The sequence below is a fragment of the Glutamicibacter sp. FBE19 genome (genome assembly GCF_015524875.1).
GTDB classification, from domain to species: Bacteria; Actinomycetota; Actinomycetes; order Actinomycetales; family Micrococcaceae; genus Glutamicibacter; species Glutamicibacter halophytocola.
This window is the reverse complement of the sequence record NZ_JACKQN010000008.1, coordinates 24184-47791: the sequence shown is the minus strand read 5'-3', so window position 1 is coordinate 47791 and position 23608 is coordinate 24184. Positions and strand designations below refer to the sequence as shown.

Annotated in this window: 24 protein-coding genes; 13 read left to right on the top strand and 11 right to left on the bottom strand. The window is 61.8% G+C overall.

What is annotated here, in order from left to right; translation table 11 throughout:
- Window positions 1-2 precede the first annotated feature (2 nt).
- The gene (locus H6F58_RS12955) at window positions 3-347 is read left to right on the top strand and encodes a DivIVA domain-containing protein (protein ID WP_060702055.1); all 345 of its coding nucleotides are present in this window, start codon (window positions 3-5) and stop codon (window positions 345-347) included.
- Between the two features lie 123 nt (window positions 348-470).
- The gene (locus H6F58_RS12950; RefSeq protein ID WP_074439749.1) at window positions 471-638 is read left to right on the top strand and encodes a DUF3117 domain-containing protein; all 168 of its coding nucleotides are present in this window, start codon (window positions 471-473) and stop codon (window positions 636-638) included.
- Window positions 639-704: 66 nt separating this feature from the next.
- Here H6F58_RS12950 and H6F58_RS12945 read toward each other — a convergent pair whose 3' ends face one another.
- On the bottom strand, window positions 705-1370 hold the full coding sequence (locus tag H6F58_RS12945) for a class I SAM-dependent methyltransferase (protein ID WP_195181910.1): 666 nt from the start codon (window positions 1368-1370) through the stop codon (window positions 705-707).
- A gap of 140 nt (window positions 1371-1510) precedes the next feature.
- On the opposite strand from H6F58_RS12945, the gene sigE reads away from it, so the two are divergent.
- Complete coding sequence (gene sigE / locus H6F58_RS12940) at window positions 1511-2128, top strand: RNA polymerase sigma factor SigE (protein ID WP_060702053.1); 618 nt, start codon at window positions 1511-1513, stop codon at window positions 2126-2128.
- 79 nt (window positions 2129-2207) lie between these two features.
- Window positions 2208-2606 (top strand): sec-independent translocase, encoded by a 399-nt coding sequence (locus H6F58_RS12935; protein WP_060702052.1) that lies wholly within the window; start codon window positions 2208-2210, stop codon window positions 2604-2606.
- 10 nt (window positions 2607-2616) lie between these two features.
- Here the strand turns inward: H6F58_RS12935 and H6F58_RS12930 are convergent, their stop codons facing one another.
- Genes H6F58_RS12930 through H6F58_RS12920 form a run of 3 tightly spaced genes read right to left on the bottom strand, consistent with a single transcriptional unit; the run spans window position 2617 to window position 5615 of the window.
- Window positions 2617-3720, bottom strand: a complete 1104-nt coding sequence (locus H6F58_RS12930) for an Mrp/NBP35 family ATP-binding protein (RefSeq protein ID WP_146275506.1) — start codon at window positions 3718-3720, stop codon at window positions 2617-2619.
- The gene (locus H6F58_RS12925) at window positions 3717-4322 is read right to left on the bottom strand and encodes a DUF1003 domain-containing protein (RefSeq protein ID WP_060702050.1); all 606 of its coding nucleotides are present in this window, start codon (window positions 4320-4322) and stop codon (window positions 3717-3719) included. Before H6F58_RS12925 ends, H6F58_RS12930 begins: the two co-directional genes overlap by 4 nt.
- A gap of 42 nt (window positions 4323-4364) precedes the next feature.
- Window positions 4365-5615 carry a CBS domain-containing protein gene (locus tag H6F58_RS12920; protein WP_146275504.1) on the bottom strand — a complete coding sequence of 417 codons (1251 nt, stop codon included), beginning with the start codon at window positions 5613-5615 and terminating at the stop codon, window positions 4365-4367.
- 132 nt (window positions 5616-5747) lie between these two features.
- Here H6F58_RS12920 and H6F58_RS12915 point away from each other — a divergent pair, with 132 nt between their 5' ends.
- A complete protein-coding gene (locus H6F58_RS12915; RefSeq protein ID WP_195181909.1) occupies window positions 5748-6623 on the top strand; it encodes a general stress protein in 876 nt (291 codons plus the stop codon).
- An 87-nt stretch (window positions 6624-6710) separates the two neighbouring features.
- On the opposite strand, the gene H6F58_RS12910 is transcribed toward H6F58_RS12915, so the two are convergent.
- Complete coding sequence (locus H6F58_RS12910; RefSeq protein ID WP_060702047.1) at window positions 6711-8258, bottom strand: aminopeptidase P family protein; 1548 nt, start codon at window positions 8256-8258, stop codon at window positions 6711-6713.
- 65 nt (window positions 8259-8323) lie between these two features.
- Here H6F58_RS12910 and H6F58_RS12905 point away from each other — a divergent pair, with 65 nt between their 5' ends.
- Complete coding sequence (locus tag H6F58_RS12905) at window positions 8324-9169, top strand: PHP domain-containing protein (protein WP_060702046.1); 846 nt, start codon at window positions 8324-8326, stop codon at window positions 9167-9169.
- On the opposite strand, the gene H6F58_RS12900 is transcribed toward H6F58_RS12905, so the two are convergent.
- The 6 genes from H6F58_RS12900 to H6F58_RS12875 form a co-directional block, all read right to left on the bottom strand.
- Window positions 9154-9978, bottom strand: coding sequence for a DNA methyltransferase (locus H6F58_RS12900; RefSeq protein ID WP_236995325.1), 825 nt, complete (start codon window positions 9976-9978; stop codon window positions 9154-9156). The two genes, H6F58_RS12905 and H6F58_RS12900, sit on opposite strands and share 16 nt — an antisense overlap.
- 137 nt (window positions 9979-10115) lie before the next feature.
- Window positions 10116-11741, bottom strand: coding sequence for a DEAD/DEAH box helicase (locus H6F58_RS12895; RefSeq protein ID WP_195181908.1), 1626 nt, complete (start codon window positions 11739-11741; stop codon window positions 10116-10118).
- Window positions 11742-11991: 250 nt separating this feature from the next.
- On the bottom strand, window positions 11992-13443 hold the full coding sequence (locus H6F58_RS12890) for an RNB domain-containing ribonuclease (protein WP_195181907.1): 1452 nt from the start codon (window positions 13441-13443) through the stop codon (window positions 11992-11994).
- A 121-nt stretch (window positions 13444-13564) separates the two neighbouring features.
- Entirely contained in the window at window positions 13565-13786 is a 222-nt protein-coding gene (locus tag H6F58_RS12885; RefSeq protein ID WP_022873951.1) for a DUF3107 domain-containing protein, read from the bottom strand.
- Between the two features lie 64 nt (window positions 13787-13850).
- On the bottom strand, window positions 13851-14474 hold the full coding sequence (locus tag H6F58_RS12880; RefSeq protein ID WP_060702043.1) for a TetR/AcrR family transcriptional regulator: 624 nt from the start codon (window positions 14472-14474) through the stop codon (window positions 13851-13853).
- A 138-nt stretch (window positions 14475-14612) separates the two neighbouring features.
- Entirely contained in the window at window positions 14613-15953 is a 1341-nt protein-coding gene (locus H6F58_RS12875) for a glutamyl-tRNA reductase (RefSeq protein WP_060702042.1), read from the bottom strand.
- A gap of 148 nt (window positions 15954-16101) precedes the next feature.
- On the opposite strand from H6F58_RS12875, the gene hemE reads away from it, so the two are divergent.
- The 7 genes from hemE (at window position 16102) to hemB (ending at window position 23605) form a co-directional block, all read left to right on the top strand.
- Window positions 16102-17157, top strand: coding sequence for a uroporphyrinogen decarboxylase (gene hemE / locus H6F58_RS12870; protein ID WP_195181906.1), 1056 nt, complete (start codon window positions 16102-16104; stop codon window positions 17155-17157).
- A gap of 98 nt (window positions 17158-17255) precedes the next feature.
- Window positions 17256-18812, top strand: a complete 1557-nt coding sequence (hemG, locus tag H6F58_RS12865) for a protoporphyrinogen oxidase (RefSeq protein ID WP_195181905.1) — start codon at window positions 17256-17258, stop codon at window positions 18810-18812.
- 99 nt (window positions 18813-18911) lie between these two features.
- Window positions 18912-19598 carry a hydrogen peroxide-dependent heme synthase gene (gene hemQ, locus H6F58_RS12860; protein WP_060703421.1) on the top strand — a complete coding sequence of 229 codons (687 nt, stop codon included), beginning with the start codon at window positions 18912-18914 and terminating at the stop codon, window positions 19596-19598.
- Entirely contained in the window at window positions 19595-20800 is a 1206-nt protein-coding gene (locus H6F58_RS12855) for a ferrochelatase (protein ID WP_348536397.1), read from the top strand. The genes hemQ and H6F58_RS12855 overlap by 4 nt, the downstream gene beginning before the upstream one ends.
- Window positions 20797-21771 carry a hydroxymethylbilane synthase gene (gene hemC / locus H6F58_RS12850; RefSeq protein WP_060702040.1) on the top strand — a complete coding sequence of 325 codons (975 nt, stop codon included), beginning with the start codon at window positions 20797-20799 and terminating at the stop codon, window positions 21769-21771. Before H6F58_RS12855 ends, hemC begins: the two co-directional genes overlap by 4 nt.
- Before the next feature lie 11 nt (window positions 21772-21782).
- The gene (locus tag H6F58_RS12845; protein WP_060702039.1) at window positions 21783-22601 is read left to right on the top strand and encodes a uroporphyrinogen-III synthase; all 819 of its coding nucleotides are present in this window, start codon (window positions 21783-21785) and stop codon (window positions 22599-22601) included.
- A gap of 20 nt (window positions 22602-22621) precedes the next feature.
- Window positions 22622-23605, top strand: a complete 984-nt coding sequence (hemB, locus tag H6F58_RS12840; protein WP_060702038.1) for a porphobilinogen synthase — start codon at window positions 22622-22624, stop codon at window positions 23603-23605.
- Window positions 23606-23608 lie beyond the last annotated feature (3 nt).

Genomic DNA, 23608 nt, shown 5'->3' with positions numbered 1-23608 from the left:
CGATGCCATTCTTGCTGATCTTGATCGCGCTGCTCCTGGTGGGGGCCGTCGCGTTGCTGCTCTCTGGGCAGCGCAAAAAACTGGGCGTGGGCCGGCACTTCGAGTCGCCTCACGAGCCGATCGTCGGATTGGTGGAGCACCAGGCGTCTTTGCCGCCAGTATTGCTCCCTGAGAATCCGCGCGCAGAACATATCGACAAAGTGCGTTTTTCCCTGGGGCTGCGAGGTTACCGCTGCGATCAGGTTGATGACGTGCTGGACCTGCTTGCAGCCGAAATCACGACTCTGGAAAATACTATTCGTGACCTGGAGTCACGGCGTGTGATTAGCGACACGAGAGAAAATTAGTAATAATAGAAGATAAGAGTCCCAACTCAGCCGGGAATCTGGGCAGATGTTGGACAAGGCATTCGGTTGTGCGTAACGCAAAAATTGTTGCGCGCGTTAGCCACAGACGAAGGGAACAGCTTAATGGCTGCTATGAAGCCACGTACTGGTGATGGGCCAATGGAAGTCGTTAAAGAGGGCCGGAGCCTGATCCTGCGCCTGCCAATCGACGGCGGTGGACGGCTGGTCGTCGAGTTGAATGACGCTGAAGCGACCGAACTGCGCGACTGCCTTCTAAAGGTCACCGACTGATTCAGCTTGATCGCACCACGCGATAGTAATAAAGGACCGACAACCACGTCGGTCCTTTTTGCCTGCCTACCTAGGCTTTGGAGCTGCCGGCGGCAAGACAGCGGCTACGAATAATCCTTGCTCGGTGGGGAACAGGTGGGTCTGCAGTCGCGGGTCCTCGCGCAGCATCCGCAACGCATCACGGGTCATGACGGTGGATGTCTTTCGCACGGCCGGTTTGGCCAAGCGGTGCTCGTCAAAGGCATTGTTCACGATAATCACTCCGCCAACGCCCACAAGGCGCTTGGCTTCGGCAACATATTCCAGCAGCAGGTCAGCGCCGGCATCGATCAGCACCAGGTCATAGGCGTGATCAGCCAGGCGCGAGAGCACGTTTTCGGCGCGTTCGGTGATGATCCTGGCGCGGGCCGAAGGAATTCCGGACTCGCGCAACCCCTGGCGCATGGCGTTGGCATGTTCCAGGTCGGATTCGATTGCTGTCAAGGTCAGTGAGGGGCCAACGGCTTCCAGCATGGCCAGGGAAGCAACACCGACTCCCGAGCCGATTTCTACCGCGTTGCGCGGGCGGCGCAAGGTGCACAGCAGCTGCAGCATGGACCGGCCGGCTGGATCGATGCATCGTACGCCCAGGTCCTCCGCACGTTCGCGTACCGGGGCAACATGCTCGGGCTCGCTGATGTGGTTCTGGGTGTAGGTCCAGCTCGCGAAGAGTTCTGGATTCATCGAAGGCATGGGCAGGGATCCTCAATAACGTTGTCAGTTGACGGCCAGTATCAATCGTACCCAGCGCGAGAAGCGAAATTGTTCAACTTGATAGTTCACCCGTAGGGGATTCTTAGCTTCAGCTCAGCTTCCGAACTCATACTTGAAAAGTGAACAATGTACCAAGTGAATCAGTTTCGGCCGTTGCGGCCCCAGAAACCACGACGCCGACATGGGAGCAAATGGTCCATGAGCACGGCGAACAGGTATTCAGGCTGGCTTACCGCTTAACTGGCAACCGCCACGACGCGGAGGATCTCTCCCAAGAAGCATTCGTTCGCGCCTTCAAAGCCCTGGACGGCTACACTCCTGGAACCATGGGCGGCTGGCTGCATCGCATCACCACCAACCTCTTCCTGGACCAGGCTCGACGCAAGAGCAAGATCCGCTTTGATGGATTTGCCGATGGAGCTGAAGAGCGCCTGCCGGGCAACGTGATCACCCCCGAGCGCTACTTCGAATTCAACAACTTGGATGTGGACGTGCAAGAAGCCCTGCGGGCATTGTCTCCGGAGTTCCGTGCCGCCATTGTATTGTGCGATATGGAAGGTTTCTCCTATGAGGAAGTTTCCCGGATCCTCAATGTGAAGCTCGGAACGGTTCGGTCGCGAATCCACCGAGGCCGCGCCATGCTTCGTGATGCCCTCGCGCACCGCAATCCGGCCAATCGCCCGGCGAAAACCATGTCGTTGCCGCGAATTCCTCTGGGGCTGCGGGCCGCCAATTAACAGGTAATCAGCGATGCCCGGGCCGGCATTGTGGCGCGGTGACTTCGTGAGTTCGCTTGGGACAGGGTAATCTTTTTACGTGGATCTTTTTGGAATTAACGGTAGCGAGTTCATTGTTCTCGCGGTGCTCGCGGTCGTCATACTCGGCCCCGAAAAGCTGCCTGAATACGCCAAAAAGCTAGCCAACCTCGTCAAAGAAGTGCGGCGCATGGCTAATGGGGCCAAGGAGCAGTTGCGCGACGAGGTCGGCGATGAAGTCGCCGACATCGACTGGCGAAAACTCGATCCCCGGCAGTACGATCCACGCCGCATCATCAAGGAAGCGCTGGTCGACGAATTTGATGATGCCATCAATGCTGCCAAGAGCGCTCCGAATGCCGCGGCGGCTCCGGTCCGCACGGCGATTGCTACAGAAACCCAGAAGCAGCCACCGCTCGCGGCCAATGAAGCCGCTCCTTTTGATTCCGAAGCTACCTAGAACAACAGGCTTAGAACGACATTGGCAGCGATCGCCCGGCTAGTCCGCGCGGTCGCTGTACTAGTTTCTCCGCCAATTCCTGCAGTGCCAGGGCTGCTGGCGACTGCGCGGCGCCAAGAACCACCGGAGTGCCCTGGTCCGAACCAACGCGCACGGATTCTTCCAACGGGATCTGGGATAACAAGTTGACCTCATACCCCAGTTGGCGGGTCAATGATTCGCTGAGGTTCTCTCCGCCGCCGGAACCGAAGACCTCCATGCGCGTGCCATCGGGCAATTGCAGGAAACTCATATTTTCCACCACGCCGAGGACCTTCTGATCGGTTTGCAGCGCAATCGTTCCCGCACGCTCGGCCACCTCGGTTGCGGTGGACTGCGGGGTGGTGATCACCAGAAGTTCGCTGTTCGGCAAAAGCTGGGATACCGAGATGGCCATGTCTCCGGTGCCTGGGGGCAGATCAAGGAACAGGTAGTCCAGATCGCCAAAGTAGACATCGGACAAAAACTGCTCCAAGGCACGGTGCAGCATCGGCCCGCGCCAAATGACCGGCTGATTCGAATCCAGGAACATGCCAATGGAAATGACCTTCACGCCATGCGCCACCGGTGGCAGGATCATATCGTCCATGCGTGTGGGATTCTGCGTAATGCCCATCAGCGACGGGATGGAAAAGCCGTGCACATCGGCATCAATCAGGCCGACCTTCAGCCCTTGCGAGGCAAGATGCGCGGCGAGGTTCGCGGTGATCGAGGACTTGCCCACCCCGCCCTTGCCGCTGGCCACCGCGATAACACGCGTCAGGGACTGCGGATCGGAGAACGGCGTGCGCCGGCTGGCTAGCCGCTCGCGCAATGCGGCCCGCTGCTGGGGATCCATCACGCCAAGGGTGACATCGACATCTTCTACTTCGGCAACACCCAGCAAAGCAGCGGTGACCTCCGCTTCAATGGTCGAGCGCATGGGGCAGCCAGCAATGGTCAACAAGATCGTCACTCGCGCCTTCTGGCCATCGAGCTGGGCGGATTGCACCATATCCAGCTCGGTGATGGGGCGGCGAAGCTCGGGATCGTTGACAGTTCTCAGTGCTTCAAGCAGTACTTCGGAATTGCTCACTTGCTGGTATTCTTCCGCTGCTGGGGTGCAACCGTTTCGATGATTCCGGTCTGCGGGGATGAGTTCTTGCCGCTGTTCTTTTTCTTGGCGCGAAGATTCAGCTCTTCGCCGTCTGCGGTCTCCAGCAGCTCTTCGAGCACATTGCGCAATTCGGAGCGGACATAGTCGCGAGTCGCCACATCACGCAGGGCCAAACGCAGCGAAGCCAATTCCCGCGTCAGATATTCGGTGTCGTAGAGATTGCGCTCGGCGCGGGCGCGGTCCTCAGACAGCGAGACACGGTCACGGTCATCCTGGCGGTTCTGCGCCAGCAGCAGCAATGGCGCAGCGTAGGAAGCCTGGAGCGAGAGCATCAGCGTCAGGGCGGTGAAACCAATGGTGGCATCATCAAAACGCCAGCCTTGGGGGGCCACGGAATTCCAGATCAGCCAGAACGCACAGAACACCGTCATGTACAGCAGGAATTGCGGGGTACCCATGAAACGGGCAAACTTCTCCGTGGCCGAGCCAAACAGGTCCGGGTTGGGGGAGAAACGAGGCCAGAATCGTTGTCGTGCTGCCAGTGGGGTGTCCAGGCCATTAGTCTTACGCTGCTCAGCCATAGCTGGAACTCCTCTGCTGATCTGTCTATTGGTGGGGCTCGTTTAGTCTTGAGAGCGCCAATCATCGGGAAGAATGTGGTCCAACACGTCGTCGACGGTAATGGCTCCAACGAGCCGGCCTTCTTTGTTGGTGACTCCGACACTGGTGAGGTTGTAGGTAGCCAGATGCCTGACAACGTCCGAAATATCGGCAAGATCCGACATGGACTCCAGTTCGGTATCAAGAATGTCGCCCAGCGGTTCGGGGGGAGCGGCGCGCAACAGCGCCTGGATATGAACCTGGCCAAGGTAACGGCCGGTGGGCGTTTCCAAAGGAGGTCGAACCACGTAGACGGTGGAAGCCAGTGCCGGGCTCAGTTCTTCCAGGCGCACCGAGGCGAGCGCCTCTGCCACCGTTGATTCCGGCGTGAGAATCACCGGCACCGGGGTCATCACCGAACCGGCAGTGCCCTCGGGATAGGCGAGCAGGCGGCGAACGTCCTTGGCCTCGTCCTCGTTCATCAAATCCAGCAGCTGGTGCTTGGTTTCCTCGCCTATGCCGGCCAAGAGGTCCGCCGCATCGTCCGGATCCATTTCTTCGAGCACATCCGCGGCGCGTTCCAGGCCCAGCGCCGAGAGAATTTCAACCTGTTCGCGGTCTGGAAGTTCCTGAAGCACATCAGCCAGGCGCTCATCTTGCAGGTGGGCGGCAATTTCCAGACGGCGCTTTTCATTCATTTCATGCAGCGCGTCGGCAAAGTCGGCCGGCTTCATCTCATCGTGCGTAGCCACGAAGGTATCAGCGGACTGGGGCTCGTTCTGGGAGCCGTGGCGAATGTCCTGCCAGGACACCAGCACCTTGTCGCGTCGGCGCGAGCGCAAGCCCAGGAGGGAGGACGTGGGGACGCCGCGTTGCACGTAGTATTCGTTGATTTCCCAGTCGCCACGACGGGTCTGGGTCAAGCCCACGTCTTCAATGACGCCTCGGCCCGAGCCGTCGACAAAGGTGATGGTGCGGTCGAACATTTCGGCAACAACAAGGATCTCCTGGCCACGCTGCTGGAAGCGGCGCATGTTGACCAAGCCCGAGCAGATGACCTGGTTGGCTTCCATGGATTGGATACGGGTCATCGGCACGAATACCCGTCGCTTGCCGGGGACCTCGACCACCAGACCCACACAAGCGGCAGGCTTCTGAGGGCCGCGAGAGACAACAACTACATCGCGCAAACGGCCCAGGCGGTCGCCCAAGGGGTCGAAGACATCAAGCCCGAGAAGCCGGGCGACGAAGATTTTAGACACTTGTGCGCTCACACCTCTAGACTATCGTGTCCCATTGATCATTGCGGTGTGCAAAGCCACAAGCTCTCAACTGTTTCTTTCACCCTCAGCGATAGTTAGTTCACAACTAGGCAGGCTCACAGTAAACCTGTGCACAATATAGATATGACCTCGCCTCATGGAGTAAATTCGATCAGCCCCAACGGTTTGCCTCGCGGAGAACTGCTTGGACGCTACACCAGCTACCTCGACGCGCAGAAGCTCGTTGACTACCTGGCAGACAATGACTTTCCCGTCGCCTCGGTAAGCATTGTCGGCAATGATGTGCGCACGGTTGAGCGAGTCACGGCGAAACTTTCCTACCCGAAGGTGGCTCTGTCTGGCGCAGCCCAGGGTGGCATGATGGGCCTGTTTGTTGGCCTGCTGCTCTCGCTCTTTGGCGGTGGCGGCAACGGCCTGTACCAGATCCTGTCGTCTATTGGCTTGGGCATGGCTATCTGGATGATTGCCGGCGTGGTGAGCTATTCGACCCGCCGCGGAAAGCGCGACTTCGCATCCTCGAGCCAATTCGTGGCCACCAGCTTTGATGTGGTTGTCGATTTTGAACATGCCCAGGCAGCCCGAACCCTGGCGGCAAAACTGCCGATGCGCCCGCATCCAGCTGCAGCGCAGTCGGCTCCGGCCCCGGTGCAGCAACAAGCACCAGCCGCACCAGCAGCTCCGGTGCAGGCACCGGCTCAGCCTCAGGGTTCTGCGGAGCCCGCCGAGTCCAGCGATCCACCTCGTGGCCAGTTCCCCGACTTGCCTGATGGACGTCCGCGTTACGGCGTGCGAGTCAATGATTCACAGCCCGCAGCAGAACCGTCCGCAAGCCTGCCGGAACAGGCTGAGGATGCGCCGAAGCCAGAGCAGGAGAAGCCAGTTGCGCAGGACAGCTCGGCTGGCTCCCAGCCGGAGAAGGACCTTTCCTCGGTTGAGCCGAAGGTGAACCCGGAGAACTCTCCTGCGACCCAGTCCAAGGACAACGAGTCCGGGGCATAAAGCAGAATTAAAGCCTTGAGGGTCCTAGTTCAGCTGCGTTGAGCAGTTGAACTAGGACCCTCGGTTTTTAAGCTTCAGGCTCCGTTCTTAGCCGCGAAGCTTGGCCATCCACGCTTCAACCTCATCCGGGTTGCGCGGCAAGGCTGCGCTCAGGTTTTCGGCGCCATCAGCGGTGACAAGAATGTCATCCTCGATGCGCACACCCAGGCCGCGGTACTCTTCCGGAATCGCCAGATCCTCATCCTTGAAGTACAGGCCAGGCTCGATGGTGAAAACCATGCCTTCCTTCAACTCTGCATCCAAGTACAACTCGGCACGCGCCTGCGCGCAGTCGTGTACATCCAGGCCCAGGTGGTGGCTGGTGCCATGCGGCATCCAACGGCGGTGGTGCTGGCCCTCCTGGCTCATGGCTTCGTCGACCGAGACTGGCAGGATGCCCCATTCGGATAGGCGCTCGGCCAGTACCCGGGTAGCGATCAGGTGCAAGTCGCGGAACTTGAGTCCCGGCTTCACTGCAGCGAACGCGGCATCAGCAGCATCGAGGACCGCCTGGTACACCTTGCGCTGCACGTCGGTGTACGTGCCGGAGACTGGCAATGAGCGGGTGATGTCGGCGGTGTACAGCGAGTCAGCTTCGACACCAGCGTCGAGCAACAGCACCTCGCCGTCGTTGACGGAACCGGTGTTGCGGATCCAATGCAAGATGGTTGCGTTGTTGCCGGAAGCAGCGATGGTGTCGTAGCCCAGCTCGTTGCCTTCCAAGCGCGCCCGGGCAAAGAATGCTCCTTCGACGACGCGTTCACCCCGCTGATGGGCCATGGCCTTGTCCAGGTTGCGCACCACGTCCTCGAAGCCATTGATGGTGGCGGCCACAGACTTGCGCAATTCTGCGATTTCGTACTCGTCCTTCACCAAGCGGATTTCCGAGACGAACTCCGAAAGCTCGGTGTCCATCGCGTCGCTGGCTTCCAGATCCTGCCCGGTGTTGATGCGCGAGGTATCCACCAGGGCGTCCATATTCAGGTCCACGTCGCGCACCAGGCGGATGCGAATGCCGCCCAAAGCCTGGGGACCGGAATTCTTGGTGATTGCCATTTCCAGCTGATCCAGCGAATCGGTCGGCAGGCCGGTGCGGGCAGCCAACGACGACAATGTTGGGCGCGGGCCAACCCAGAATTCGCCAGAACGCGAATTCAGGTAGAAATCGCTGCTGTCGCGACCAGCCATGGGAGCGAAGTACAGGGTGGAAACGTGGTTGCTGCCTTTTTCGCCGGCGCCATCGTCGGTCGGCTCCATAACCAGCACGGCATCTGGTTCATGGTCCACACCGAGGCCGGTGAGGTGCGCGAAGGCCGAGTGCGGACGGAAGCGGTAGTCGGTGTCGTTGGAGCGGACCTTCAACGGACCGGCCGGAATCACAAGGCGTTCGCCAGCAAAATTCTCCGAGAGCTTTGCGCGACGAGCCGCTGCAAAGCCTGCCGCCGCATCCTGTTCGGGCAATGCAGAGGTATCGGTAGCCCACGATGAGGCCATGAATTCCTGGAATGCTTTGGACGTTGGACGCTGGGAACGGTTGTTCACTCGGTCTTCCAACGGCTGATCTGCGCTTTGTGCAGTTGAATCTTGATTGGTCATAGTCCAAGTGTGTCACCCTCGGCGGTATCCCAGCAAAGAATCAGCGCAGGGGATAATCTAGGCTTATGCGAATTGACCTGCACACCCACTCCAATGTGTCCGACGGAACGGAAACCCCGTCCGAGCTGATACGCTCCGCGGCTGCCGCTGGGCTGGATGTGGTGGCGCTGACCGATCATGACCAGACCACCGGTTGGGCGCCGGCGGCAGCGGCCGCAAAAGAAATCGGCCTCGGGTTCATCCCCGGCATGGAGATCACCTGCCAGGACCCCAATGGCATCAGCGTTCACTTGCTGAGCTACCTCCACGATCCCAACTATCAACCGCTGCTTGACGAACTGGACCTCGCATTGAATGCCCGCATCATTCGCGCGCAGCGCATCGTTGAACGCCTGGCCGAGGACTACCCGATTACTTGGGACCTGGTGCGCAACCATTGCCAGCCTGGCTCCACTGTGGGGCGGCCCCATATCGCCGATGCGCTGGTAACGGCCGGAGTCGTGGAAAACCGCAATGAGGCTTTCGCCAACGTGCTTTCGTACCGTTCGCGCTACTATGTCGCCCACCCGGCCGTGGACCCGTCCAAGGCGGTGCAATTGGTTCGTGAAGCAGGTGGAGTTCCAGTCTTTGCCCATCCCAAAGCATCAAAGCGCGGACGTGTCGTAGCTGATTCGACCTTCCACGACATGATTGATGCGGGCCTGGGCGGAGTGGAAGTGCATCACCGGGATAACAGCGAGGAAGGCAAAGGCTGGCTGCTGGAACTCGCCGCCGAACACGATTTGATCGTCACCGGCTCTTCCGACTATCACGGAACCGGAAAACTGAACCGGCTCGGTGAGAATCTCACCGAGCCGGAAATGCTGCAACGTATTATTCAGGAAGGCACCGGATCTCAGGCCTTGATGTAGGTCGTTGACTCGGGAAGCCGTGAACGCATCACGTCGATTGCTTCAGGATTCTGGTCTACCAGGACAAACTGGCGGCCCAGCTTGGCTGCCACGGCGCCGGTAGTTCCAGAGCCTGCAAAGAAGTCCAGCACCCAGTCGCCCGGGCGGGATGACGCCGAAATGATCCGGCGCAAAATCCCTTCAGGCTTCTGCGTGGGGTAGCCGGTCTTTTCCTTGCCGGTGGGCGAAACAATCGTATGCCACCACACATCGGTGGGCAGCTTGCCTAGGGCGCGCTTCTCCGGGGTCACCAGGCCGGGAGCCATATACGGTTCGCGGTCCACCTCGGTGGAATCAAAGTGATAGCGCTTTGGATCCTTCACATACACCAGGATCGTGTCGTGCTTGGCAGGCCACCGGTTCTTGGCGCGAGCCCCATAGTCATAAGCCCAAATCAGCTCATTGAGGAAGCATTCGCGGCCAAAAATCTCGTCGAGGAGAACCTTCACGTAGTGCACCTCGCGGTAATCAAGGTGCACATACAAGGTGCCATCTTCAGCGAGCAACCGATGCGCTTGGCGCAACCGCGGCTCAATGAAGCTGAGATAGTCATCGAAGGTGTCATGGTAGGACCGTGCCGTACCCAGCTCGGTGTTATAGGCGCGGCCCTGGAACCCGGTGCGATCGCCTTCGCCCTCGGTGGCACGCACCATGGTGCGCTGGGCGCGGGTTTGCTTCCGCCCGGTATTGAACGGTGGGTCCACATAGATCAACGTGAAGCTCTGTTCCGGCAAGGCCGAGAGCGCACTGAGGTTATCCCCGTGGTACACGGTATTGGCTGTCGCCGGACCCGCTGGCGCGTCGGCGCCAGAAGGTCCGGTTTCAGGTATTGCTGATTCTTCGGGTTGAGCAAGCACCGCTGGCTTAGGTTCCTTTCGGAAAAACGAACTGACGAGGGGAACGGGAACTAGTCCTGGCCGCCTTCATCGGTGCTGCGGGTGCGGCGGCGCGGACGGCGACGGCGAGCCTGCGAGGCAGTGTTCGAGTTCTCTTCAGCGTCGGCGCCAGGCTTGTGAGTCTCGCGATGGCGCTCGTTCTCCCGTGCCGGACGATCCTGCTTGCCCTTGGAGTGGCCGTGGCGCGAGCTCTCCGTCTCTGCAGCCTCGCCCTGGACGGCAGGCTTTTCGGTGCGCTGGCCGTTGACGGTGCGAGTGCGCGAGCGCGAATTGCTTCGGCGGCGTGGTGTGCGCGGGGAATCAGAAGCGCGTCCGGAACCTTCGCCCTCGGCGCTGCTGGCCTTCTTCGCCCGCGGCAGGCGCCCCTTGGTGCCCTTGGGGATATCAAGGTCGGCGAAGAAGTGCGGCGAGGAGGAGTAGGTTTCCACAGGCTCAGGCACGTTCAAGCCCAGGGCCTTGTTGATCAGCGACCAGCGAGGCACCGAATCCCAGTCCACGAAGGTGACCGCGGTACCGGTATTGCCGGCACGGCCGGTGCGGCCCACGCGGTGCAGGTAGGTGTTCTCGTCATCCGGGCACTGCAGGTTGACCACGTGGGTCACGTCGTCCACGTCGATGCCGCGGGCTGCGACATCGGTGGCGACCAGAATATCGACCTTGCCGGAACGGAAGGCCTTCAACGCCTGTTCGCGGGCTCCCTGGCCCAGGTCGCCGTGCAGCGATCCGGCGTTGAAGCCGCGGTCGACCAGCTCATCGGAGAGCTTGGCGGCCGAACGCTTGGTCTGGGTGAAGATGATGGTCTTGCCGCGGCCCTCGGCCTGCAGCAGCCGGGCGACCATCTCGTCCTTGTCCATGTTGTGCGCGCGGTAGACCAGCTGGCGGATGTTGCGCTTGGTCAGCGAATCGTCGTCGCCTGGATCCTGGGCACGGATGTGCGTCGGGCGGGTCATGTAGCGGCGGGCCATGGTGATCACGGCGCCGGGCATGGTGGCGGAGAACAGCATCGCCTGGCGCACTGGCGGCAGGGCGGCCAGGATGCGCTCGACGTCGGGCAGGAAGCCCAGGTCCAGCATCTCGTCGGCCTCGTCGAGGACCACGGTCTTGACCTGCTTGAGGTTCAGCACGCGCTGGCGGTTCAGGTCGATCAGGCGTCCCGGGGTGCCGACGATGACGTCGGTGCCGGCCTTGAGCGCGTTGATCTGCTCTTCATAGGGGCGGCCGCCGTAAATGGTGGTGATCGAGATGTTCGAATGCTTCGAGGCCTGGGCCAGGTCGGCTCCGACCTGGATGGCCAATTCGCGGGTCGGGGCCACGATCAGGGCCTGCGGGGCGCCCGGGAATTCGAGGTCCTCGTAGCCCTTGTCGCCTTCGCGGATCACGCGCTGCAAGGCGGGGATGCCGAAGCCCAGGGTCTTGCCGGTACCGGTTTTCGCCTGGCCGATGATGTCGTTGCCGCCCAGGGCGACCGGCAGGGTCAGCGCCTGGATCGGGAAGGGGTAAAGGATCCCTGCTTCGGAGAGCGAAGCCACAATGTCTTCGCGCACGTTCAGATCGGCAAAACTTTCCTGGACCGGTTCCGCGACAGTTTCATTGTCTTGTGGTTCGACAGCCTCTGCTGCCAAAGTCGTGTCACTCACGATATTAATATTCTCGTTTCATGTGGGCACAGCACCTGCTCATCCCATGCTCCTGTGAGCATGAGGGGCTCGGTGACGCGCAATTCCAGCGGAGCCGATCGCTTCTTTCACTCAAGGGAATTTCTTTGCCCCAGGGAATGGTGACCGCTGGGAAGCCACCAAGATACTGTTTAATTTCTCAGCCCATTGCGATCGGGCATCCTATTTTCTAATAGCCCAAGCATAACGGGTTTTGTCCAAAAACCTTGGCTTAGGAGTTTTGGGCCACGATTTCGAAGCTAATCCTTCGACGCTGCGGATCAGCATGAACGAGCTTCACGGTCGCCAGTGAACCTGGTTCGGCTGTGCCGGTGAAGCTGGCTGTCACGGGCAAATCCACCAGCTGGAGCTGCCCTTCGGAAGCCTTGCCCTGGCCGTTGCCCTGTCCTTGCAAGATGATGGCGTGGAACTGCTCGCCGACTCGGCTTTGCAGGACATAGGCTTCCATGAGATCCAATGAAGCGCGGTTGACTCGATTAGCGGCGGCGGAGCTTTCGCGCATCAGGGCTGGCAATTGCTCCAAAGCGGATTTCAGCTCATCGGGGATGCTTTCGCCGGTGGTCAGCAAATGGCAGGTGAGCAACACGAATCGGTCAACCAGGCGGCGCAGCGGGGCGGTGGTGTGCGCGTAGGGTGCGGCCAGCGCGGCCTGGATCATTTCCGCCTCGGGCTGTCCATTGATGACGTGGTAGTCGGCCCCGCGGAACAAGGAAGCGGCGCGATGCATGATGACCAGTTGCTTTGGATCGCTGACATCCAAGGCATGAAGATACTGGCCGTAGCTGATCCCTTCATCCCATGGTTGCCCCAGCAGCTGCGTTTGAGCACGGAACTCCTGCAGGCTTTGCTCTTCGGGCTGCGGCATGGTCCGAAGGATTCCCACCCCGGAGTCGAGCATCAGGCGTGCCGCGGCAATTCCGGTGAGCAGGGAGATCTGGGCATTATGATCTTCCAGCGGCAGGGGCACCCGGCTGACCAGCCGATAGCCGTCGCCGTCTGGCTCGATTTCCTGGTCTGGAAGATTCAGCGAGGCTCCGCCACGCAGCCTTTCCTGCTCAATTCGCAATGCGCCGATTTCGGCCAGCAGTGCAAGCTGTTCATCTTTGGATCCGCCATCGAGCTGTCGCTGCGCCGTGGCGTAGTCCAGCTGGGCGCGAGACTTGATCCGCACGCGCTTCAGCTCCACGGCGCCTAGCGCGCCCTGCTGGTCAAGGGAGATTTTCCAGTGGAAGGCCGGACGGATCTGTTCGGGCAGCAGGGAACCTTGGTCCTCCGAGATCAACGGCGGGTGAAGGGTGATCTTGCGATGCGGGAGGTAGTAGGTTTGTCCTCGGTCGCGGGCTACCTGGTCCAGTGCACCACCGAGTTCAACAAAGGCCGGCACATCGGCGATCGCATAGTTGACGATGTAGCCATCGCCGGTCTTTTCCAGATACATCGCCTGATCCAAATCGGTGGCGCCTTCTGGATCAATAGTGAAAAACGGGATCCCCGTGGCATCTTCGGCGGGCAAGACCAGATTCGCCACCGCGGCCTCGGCCGCAGCAAGGGTTGCCTCGTCGAAGGGCGCGGGCACCTCGAATTCTTTTTCGAGTCCCAGCAGGAGCTGGGCCAAGTCGCTGGCTGGTACTGGGCGGGGGCTGCGGATTCGTCGATCGGTCACCCTTTAGCACTACCACAGTTGCGTGAACCAAATCACCATTGAGACAAAGAATGGCTGGTTTCCCACTGAAGGGAAGCCAGCCATATCTTGCAGGCACTGGAAGCCTGCCGTGGTGCAAATGCTACTGCGCGAAGCCCACGCGGCGGACCTCTTCTGGGCCAATCTCGACGTATGCGATCCCAGCAGATGGAATCAATACTTCGCGGCCCTTGGGGTCCTTGAGCGCCAGGCTTGTTCCATCGGCGATGGCCTTTGAAACCAGATCGTTGACTTCTGCGTTGCTGAGCTCGGATTCAAGTACAACTTCGCGGGCTACATTCTGAATGCCAATCCGGATTTCCATGATTGTCGCTGATCCTCTCGAAAGAATTAGGTGTCCCGTATGGGTTCCCTGAAGACTAATTTAGCTATGTTTCTTTGGGGAACTGCGAAATTCCGCGCCAAGCTAAACGCGAAATCAGATCAACGGCTGTGGACTGGTCCACTTCTTCATCGGTGGACGCCCAATAACGTGCCGAAACCTGGCTCAGCCCGGCTAGTGCCCGGCCGGCCAACAGGCCCTCGGCTTCACTCATGTCGGTGTCTTGAACAACAACTCGGGCGATGGAGGTGGCCAGGGCATTGTTGAATTTCTCGATGCGCCCCGCAATCAAGGCATCGGAGAGAACATCGGATTCAAAAATCAGGCGGTACGCCTGGGATTCGCCCTTGATGTAGCTGTAGTAGGTGTTGATGGTGGCAAAGACGCGCTGGCGGTTGTCGGTGGTTGATTCGATCGCTTCATCGAGCTGCCGGCTGAAGTCGGCAAGGTGCGAGTCAAGCAACGCCAGATACAGTTCACGCTTGCCGGGGAAGTGCTGATAGAGCACCGGCTTGGAGACGAGAGCGACTTCAGCGATTTCATCCATGGACGCACGGTGGTAGCCATGGGCAACAAAAACCTGGTGCGCGGCTTGCAGGAGTTGACGGCGCCGGGCTTCGCGCGGCATCCGCTGTGAACGGGCACCTTTGATATTTTCAAGTTCCGTCATGTCGAATCCGGCCTTTCCACCTGCTAGGCAATCAACTCCCACGTCCAACTCGAACTTTGCGGGAAGCGATCTAGTTGAAAGTAGTATTCCATGCTTTGACTTGGAATGCGGAACTGAAAATCAATCCTCGTGTACCAGTTACGCGGATTTTGATTCGGAGTTCACCGGGCAGCTGGCTGCCAGGGCCGAGGCGTGCTCCTGGACTGGCAGTGCAGCGGGTTCCGTGGCCGCCGGCTCGGAGAAATCCAAGCCATAGAGGGTTTCGAGGGCTGCAACATATTCACCGGTGCGGCCTTCGCCGGCCAATTCCCGCGCACGTATCGTTGGGACGTGCAAGAGCTGGCGGACCATGCGGCGCATGGCCAGTTCGACTTCTTCCGCGGCTGCGGTGCAGCCGTGTTGCGCACGCACCTTGGCGATCTCCGCATCAAGTACCGTCTTGGTGTGCTGGCGCAAGGCAACAATAGCGAAATCGGCTTCGCGCTCGCGCTGGGCGGCGGCGAACTCTGCGGTGGCCTTCTTGACGATTCGACTTGCTGCATGCACGGCCATGGCCTGTTCGGTCGGTGCCGCCATGCGGACCGATTCAAGGGTGATCAGCTCGGCATCAGGCAATTCAACCAAAGTCGGATCAAAATCGTGGGTCAAGGCCATGTCGATGGCGATCAGCGGGTGGTTCTTCACGCGCAGCTCTTCGAGCTCGGCCCGCGACAGCTGGTGTCCGCCTCCGGAGCAGCCAACGATGACATCTGCTTCACGCAGTGCCTGGGGCAAAAGCTCGTCGGAGAGCGGGAAGCCGCCGCGCTTGGCGGTGAAGTCCGCGGCGCGGCCGGAGTGCGAGTACACAGAAATGCGCTTGACGCCGCGTTCCTTGAGCAGTGCCATGGTGGCCCCCGCGTAGGAGCCGGTGCCAAAGAGCACAACATCCTGTTCGGACCACTCGCGGTCGCCGGCCATCAGCTCTTCGGCAAGATCGAGAGCGACCGATACAACGGATTTGCCCTGCATTCCCAGGTCGGTGTTCGAGCCGACGTCTTTGGCAGCTCGGGTGGCGTTCTGGAAGAGGCGGGTCAGGTTGCTGGTGGTGGTTTTTTCCTGCTGTGCCTGGGTCAGCGCGCGGCGGACCTGCCCGGCAATTTCGCGTTCTCCGACCACTGCCGAATCCAGGCCGGCACCCACCGAGAAAAGGTGCTCGATGACTGGTTCGCCTTCGAGGGTGGTCAGCCGGCGAGCCAGGAAGTCGGGGGAGAGATCGGTGTGCTGCGCCAGCGTCGCCACCAGATGATCGGCGGCGTCATCGGCTTGCTCGACATCCGCGTACACCTCGAAACGGTTGCAGGTGGCAAGGACGACGGCACCATTGATGGCCGCCGAGCCGTTAACGGAGGCAGCTGCCAGCCCGTCGGCCGAGGCGCTAATTTGCGCGACGGTCTCAAGATCGAGCTGCGAATGCGAAGCGACAAGAGATAAGAAAACCACAGTGCCCCTAGAATAAGCCGGATCGGGAAGCCAAACAACGCAGGTTTGCCTAAATTCGGGCTCCCGCACTGGGTTAGGTTGCTCACCTTCGGCTTCAGGCGAACGTCCTGAATGAGCATTTAAACTCAAGAGTTGGCAGAATTGGAACATGACCCTGTCGCAGAACCATCCGATGCTTGATGGACGTACCCGAGATTCCGCTTTGATCCAGGCCTTGACCGGCAAAACGCCGTCGCATCACCCCGTGTGGTTCATGCGCCAGGCTGGCCGTTCACTGCCTGAGTACATGAAGCTGCGCGAAGGCGTGAGCATGCTGGATTCCTGCCTGGATCCCGCCATGGCCAGCGAAATCACCTTGCAGCCGGTGCGCCGCCACAAGGTTGATGCCGGGATCTTCTTCTCCGACATTGTCATCCCCCTGCGCTTGGCAGGGATCGGCGTGGACATCGTTCCCGGTGTGGGGCCGGTGCTTGACACCCCGATTCGCACCGCAGAACAGGTGGCGGCCCTGCCAGAGCTCACCGACGCGTCGCTGGAACCAATCCGCGAAGCGGTGAAGCTCACCGTCGCCGAACTGGGAAAGACCCCATTGATCGGCTTCGCCGGCGCGCCGTTTACCGTGGCCGCCTACATGGTCGAAGGCAAGCCAAGCCGCGACCACCTGGGCCCGCGCACCATGATGCACAGCGAGCCCGAAGTGTGGGATGGGCTGATGAAATGGGCCGCCAAGGCCTCGGGACTGTTCCTGCGCGCGCAGGTAGAAGCCGGTGCTTCCGCCGCCCAGCTCTTCGACTCCTGGGCTGGCTCGCTGTCGCTGCCGGACTACGAAAAATATGTTGCCCCCTATTCTTCCCTGGCACTGGACCACGTGCGGGACCTGGGAGTGCCGATGATCCACTTTGGCACCGGGACCGGGGAACTGCTGAGCGCCATGCGCGATATCGGCGTGGACACCGTGGGCGTGGACTACCGCATTCCGCTGCAGACCGCCATCGGCCGGCTTGGCCAGGAGGTGTCGGTGCAGGGCAACATCGACCCGGCGCTGCTCACCGCACCATGGGAGGTCCTCGAAGCCCATGTGCGTGAAGTGGTTGAGGCTGGCAAGCACGCTCGCGGACATGTGGTGAATCTGGGACATGGTGTTCCTCCGACCACGGATCCGACGGTGCTGACCAAAGTGGTCGAGCTCATTCACTCGCTGTAATTCATCGGGTCTAAGCTGGAAGCAATGCCTTGGGCGAGCCTGTCAACGCCCTGCCCAAGACTCCGGCCGCAAAGTGTGAAGGTAAAGGTGCTAAGTACGTGAGCAAGGAATCAACGCCCGCAGCAGCTGCGCGTCGGGACAAGGCGGCAGAAGCGCCGGCCCATGCTTTGCGCTTGCTCGAAAAGGTGCGCAAGGCCAGCGAAGCCCGGCACGCCAAGCAGGTCCACCACGGCGAAAAGCCGGCCCAAGCCCCGCACGCGGTCATCGTTGGCGGCGGCATTGCCGGGCTGGTCGCGGCCCGGGATCTGCGCCAGAGCGGTCATGAAGTAACCGTCCTGGAAGCTGGCAACAGCTTTGGCGGATGCCTGCGCACTACCGAAGTGGCCGGCTTGACGGTAGATGCTGGTGCCGAATCCTTTGCCCTGCGCCAGGGGACCGTGGCCAGCTACCTCGATGAGCTGGATCTGTCACCGCGGATTGCCAAGACTTCTGGCAAGCCAGCATGGATGATCCAGGACGGCCAGGACGGGATTCTCGCGCATCCGATGCCGGCAACGGCCCTGATGGGCATCCCCGCTGATGTCCGCAGCGACGAGGTGCGCAATATTGTCGGCCGTGCCGCCACGGTGCGTGCCGCAGCCGACCTGATTACGCCAATGAACAAGAAGTGGGCCACCGAAAAGCTTTCCGTGGCCGAGGTGGTTCGCACCCGCATGGGGCAGGCGGTCCTGGACCAGCTGGTGGCCCCGGTGGTCAATGGCGTCTACTCCACCGACCCGGCGAAGATTTCAATTGATGCCGCGGCCCCGGGGCTGCGCCAGGCCATGCAGGAAACTGGATCGCTGGCCAAGGCGGTGGCCGCGCTGCAGGCTTCCGCTCCGGCTGGCTCGCGCGTTGGCGGGCTCGACGGCGGCATGTACACCATGGTCCAGGCGCTGGTGCAGCAGCTGGAGGAGGACGGGGCCGCACTGGTCCGGAACTCGCCGGTCACCGCGATCAGCTACGACGCGCAGGCCCAGGTTCCCTATGCGCTCAGCAGCCTCGGCCAGGAGATCCGCGCCGACCGCGTGGTGATCGCCACCCCGGCGGCCGGGGCCCTGGAACTGCTCAACCCGCTGCTGGCAGACAAGGCGCGGATCAGCAGCGATAACGCGCCGAACGCCATTGCCCTGGCCATCTTGGTGGTGGACAAGCCGGAGCTGGACGACGCGCCGCGCGGCTCGGGCGTGCTGGTCTCCAAGCAGGCGCCGCTGGCCGCCAAGGCGCTGACCCACTCCACGGCGAAGTGGCCATGGCTGGCCGATGAGGCAGGACCCGGAACCCACGTCCTGCGCCTGTCCTTCGGACGGATCGGCGAGCAGGATCCCGTGGTGGATTCCGGTGATGACCAGCAGCTGATCGAATTGGCAATCAAAGACGCTTCAAAGATTCTCGGTGTTCAATTGCATCGGGATGATGTCCTGGGCAGCGCCGTCTCGCGCTTCAGCGATATGGTGCCGCTGCAAGGCGAAGCCGCCATGGAACGCCGGAAGCAACTGGAACAGGCGCTTGCCCCCTTTGACGGGCTTGATGTGGTTGGCGCCTGGATTTCGGGCACCGGCCTGGCGCGGGTGATCGGCCAGGCACGCCGCGCCGTGGCCATCAGCGCCCGCTGAGAACTTAGCAAACAACTGTGGATGTCCACATCCAATTTCAGATTCCCAGATCAAGGAGAACATCACGTGAGCAACGCACCTGAGCACAATTCGCCGGTTATGAATGAACGGGCGAATGCCGGGGAGAACCCGACCTTCTTCTACACGCTCTGGACCATTTTCAAGCGCTCCGAAATGATCGATCGCAGCGAAGAGGCCGCCACCGAGTTCGACGCCCTGATCGAGCAGCTGGCCGCCGAGGGCGCCACCGTGCGCGGCATCTATGATGTCTCGGCCATGCGCGAGGATGCCGACATCATGGTGTGGGTCCACGGGCCTTCGGCGCAGCTGCTGCAGGCCTCGATGCGCCAGATCCGCCGTTCGGCGCTGCTGGAAGGCACCCAGATCGCCTACTCGACCATGGCGGTGCACCGCGAAGCCGAGTTCGCCAAGAACCACTCGCCGGCCTTCGCCCGGGGCATCCGCGCCAAGGAATGGATGACCGTCTACCCGTTCGTCCGCTCCACCGACTGGTACACCATGGATCCTGCGGAGCGCGGAAAGATGCTTCGCGACCACGGCATCCTGGGCCGCGAGTTCCCGAACGTCTTGGCCAATACCGTGGCCGCCTTCTCCTTCGGCGACTACGAGTGGCAGATCTGCCTGGAGGCTGACGACATGATCGACCTGGTCGACATGATGCGCCACCTGCGCTACACCGAGGCCCGCCACCACGTGCGCGAAGAAACCCCGTTCTACACCGGACGCCGCATTTCGGCCGCCGAGGCGCTTGAGGTACTGAAGTGAGCCAGTCCTTCGATCCGCGCGAGGGCTACGACCAGAACGGCCGGATGGCCCCCAAGGCGTACGATGCCCTGCTGCTGGCCTCATTTGGCGGCCCTGAAGGACAGGACGACGTCCTGCCCTTCCTGCGCAATGTCACCGGCGGACGCGGCATCCCCGATGAACGCCTCGAAGAGGTCGCGGTGCACTACCGCAAGAATGGCGGCGTCTCGCCAATCAATGAGCAGAATCGCGAGCTGAAGTCCGCGCTGGAAACCGAATTGGCAGCACGCGGCATCAACTTGCCGATCTACTGGGGCAACCGCAACTGGCACCCCTTCGTCAATGACACCCTGCAGCAGCTGGCCGACGATGGCCACCGCAAGGTGCTGATGCTGGGCACCGGTGCCTACTCCGGCTATTCTGCCTGCCGCCAATACCGCGAAGACTTGGGCATGGGCCTTCTGGCCACCGGCCTGGACCGCGAAGTCGAAGTCGACAAGCTGCGCCAGTTCTTTGACACCCCGGCCTTTGTCCAGCCGTTTGTCGAGGGGCTTCGCAGCTCCCTGGCCACAGTTCGCGCCCAGCTCGAGCAGGCCGGCAAGGCAGGGGGCGCGATCAAGATCGTTTTTGTCACCCACTCGATCCCGCTGGGCGATGCCAACGCCGCCGGTCCGCAGGAGATCCGCGAGACCCTGGGCGAAAACCTCTACACCGCCCAGCACCGCGCGGTGGCCCGATACATCCTGTCCCAGGTGGATGAAGCTGCCGGACTGGAGCATTCGCTGGTGTACCAGTCGCGTTCGGGCGCGCCGCACACTCCTTGGCTGGAACCGGATATCAACGACGCCCTGGAAGCCGATGCCGCCGCTGGCGTGGCCGGCGTTGTGGTGGTGCCCATTGGCTTCATCTCCGATCACATGGAAGTGCTGTGGGACCTGGATACCGAAGCCAAGGACAGCTGCGCGGAACTGGGCCTGGCCTTTGACCGGGTGGCAACCCCTGGCACGCATGCGGCCTTCGTCTCCGGCCTGGTTGATTTGATCGAGGAACGCCTGCTCGGCGCCGACGGCAAGGCACTGCGCGAGGGGCGCCAATCCGTTGTCGAAGGCGGGCCGTGGTTCGATGTGTGCCGACCGGGATGCTGCGAAAAGCGGGCCCTGGACGGAACGCTGCGGCCAACTATTGCAGCTGTCGACTCGGAAGTGGGAGTGCCCCAGCCATGAGCGCAACTTTCAAGGTGGGAACCCGCGGCAGCGCGCTGGCCACCACGCAAACCGGCTGGGCAGCCCAGAAGCTGTCCGAAATTTCCGGGCTGGGCGTGGAAACCGTACTGGTGAAAACCGAAGGCGATGTGGTCACCGGATCGCTGGCCAGCCTCGGCGGGACCGGCGTCTTTGCCGCGGCGCTGCGCCAGCACCTTCTGGACTCAGGCTGCGATTTGGCGGTCCATTCCCTGAAGGACCTGCCGACCGCGCAGCCCGAGGGCTTGGTGCTTTCCTGCATCCCCGCGCGTGAAGATGTGCGCGACGCGCTGTGCTCGCACGACGGGCTTGGCCTCGATGAATTGCCGCAGGGCGCCAAGGTGGGCACCGGCTCGCCGCGCCGCGGGGCACAGCTGCTGGCTCATCGCCCGGACCTGCAGATCGTGGATATCCGGGGCAATGTGCCTACCAGGCTGGGCCGGGTCAAGGGGATCGGCGAAACCCTGGATGACGGCAGCGTCGGACGCGGCACCCAGGGGGACCTGGACGCCGTCATCCTTGCCGCGGCCGGAATGCGCCGGCTGGGCCTGGAAAAGTACATCACCGAATACCTCGATCCCTCGATCATGCTCCCGGCGCCGGGCCAAGGCGCCCTGGCGCTGGAAACTCGCACCGCGGGCTCCGGCCATGGAGCACTGGACCAGGCGCTGGCGGCCTTCGACGATGAGGCTACGCGCCTGCAGGTGGTGGCCGAGCGCTCGCTGCTCTCCACCCTGGAGGCAGGCTGTGCGGCACCGATCGGCGCCTTGGCGCACCTGGATGGGGGAGAGCTGGTGCTGGAAGCCGTGGCGTGCAATCCCGATGGCTCCCAGACCATGCGCCGAAGCGCGCGCACTGCCGCCGCCGGCATCGCCTCCGCCCAGCAATTGGGCCGCGACCTGGCTCGTGCCATGATCGCCGATGGCGCGGCCGTGATCGCCGGATTGGCCTAGATCATTTGACCATGGCCTATCACGCATTGATCCTGCGCAACCCGGCGCGAGCTGAGGCCACCGTGCACGAGTTCGGCAAGCTGGGCATCACTTCGTGGTGTGCCCAGCTGATCGAAACCATCTGGCCGCGGGACCGCGAAGCCCTGGATCGCATGGCAACCCGGCTTGTCGGCGGGCAGTACTCGTGGCTGGTGCTGACCTCGGTGAGCACCGTGCAGGTGCTCGGGCAGCTACTGACCGGACGGCCTCTGCCACCGCAGTTGCGCATCGCCTCGGTGGGTGAAAAAACCAGCCAGGCCATTGCCGCCACGCTGGGCCGGAAGGCCGATGTCCAGCCGCAACTGCAATCGGCCGCCGGAATGCTGCAGCAGTGGCATCCCGAGCCGGGCGCGCGCATTTGCTATCCGCATGGCGACCTGGCCAGTCCCGCCTTGGCTGACGGGCTGGCCAGGCAGCCGGTCACGGTGGATGAAGTGATCGCCTACCAGAATGTCAATGCCCCCGCATCCGGCACTGTGCTGGATGGCTCCACGGCCAAGGGGGCACTGAACATCCTGCCGCCCGGGGCCATTGGCGGGAAACTGGTTGAGATGGACCTGGTCGTCTTCTCGGCGCCCAGCGTAGCCCGGCGCTTTACCCAGCTGGCCGGCGACCGGCTGCCGCCCAGCGTGCACACCATCGCGATCGGTGCGCCCACTGCCAAGGCCATGGCAGAAGTAGGCCTGCCGGTGCATGCGATCGCCGCAGAACCAACCCCGCAGGGCCTGGCCCGCGCGGCCAAGGATTTGCTTCAGCTCGACGGCATTGCCGCAGCTGAAGAGACCAAGTAGTCACGAGAGAAAGAAGAGCCATGGGTTTCCCCCAGCATCGACCACGCCGGTTGCGGCAGAATCCAGCTATCCGCCGCCTGGTCGCAGAAAATGAGCTGTCGGCACGCCAGCTGATCCTTCCCGCCTTCGTGCGCGAGGGGCTGAGCCGGCCCAACGAGATCACCTCCATGCCAGGGGTCTTCCAGCACTCCATGGACTCGCTCAAGGCCGCTGCCAATGATGCTGCGCAACGCGGCCTGGGCGGCATCATGCTCTTTGGCATTCCCGAGGAACGCGACGAAACCGGTTCCGCCGGCCTGGACCCGCAAGGCATCCTGAACCAGGGGATCAAAGCCGTGCGCGAAGAGGTTGGCGATGAACTGGTCGTCATGTCCGACGTGTGCCTGGACGAATTCACTTCCCACGGGCACTGCGGCGTGCTCGATGCCAACGGCGCCGTGGATAATGACGCGACCCTGGAAATCTACGGCCAGATGGCCGTGGCCCAGGCTGAAGCCGGGGCCCACATGCTCGGCCCCTCGGGCATGATGGATGGCCAGATCGGTGTCATCCGCCAGGCGCTGGATGCCGCAGGACGCCAGGACGTTTCGCTGCTGGCCTACAGCGCCAAGTACGCCAGCGCGTTCTACGGCCCATTCCGCGAAGCCGTGGATTCCCAGCTGCAGGGGGACCGCCGGACCTACCAGATGGATGCGGCCAACCGCAGCGAAGCGGTGATCGAAGCCGAATTGGATATTTCCGAGGGCGCCGACATGATCATGGTGAAGCCGGCAATGAGCTACCTGGACATCGTGCGGGACATGGCCGAGTTCTCCCCGGTACCGGTGTCCGCCTACCAGATTTCCGGCGAGTACTCGATGATCGAAGCGGCCAGCGCCAACGGATGGATTGACCGCAGGTCCTCCGTCCTTGAATCGCTGTTGTCCATCAAGCGGGCCGGTGCCCAGCAAATCCTCACATACTACGCAGCCGAAGTTGCCGGCTGGCTCAAGGAAGGTAAGTAAGAC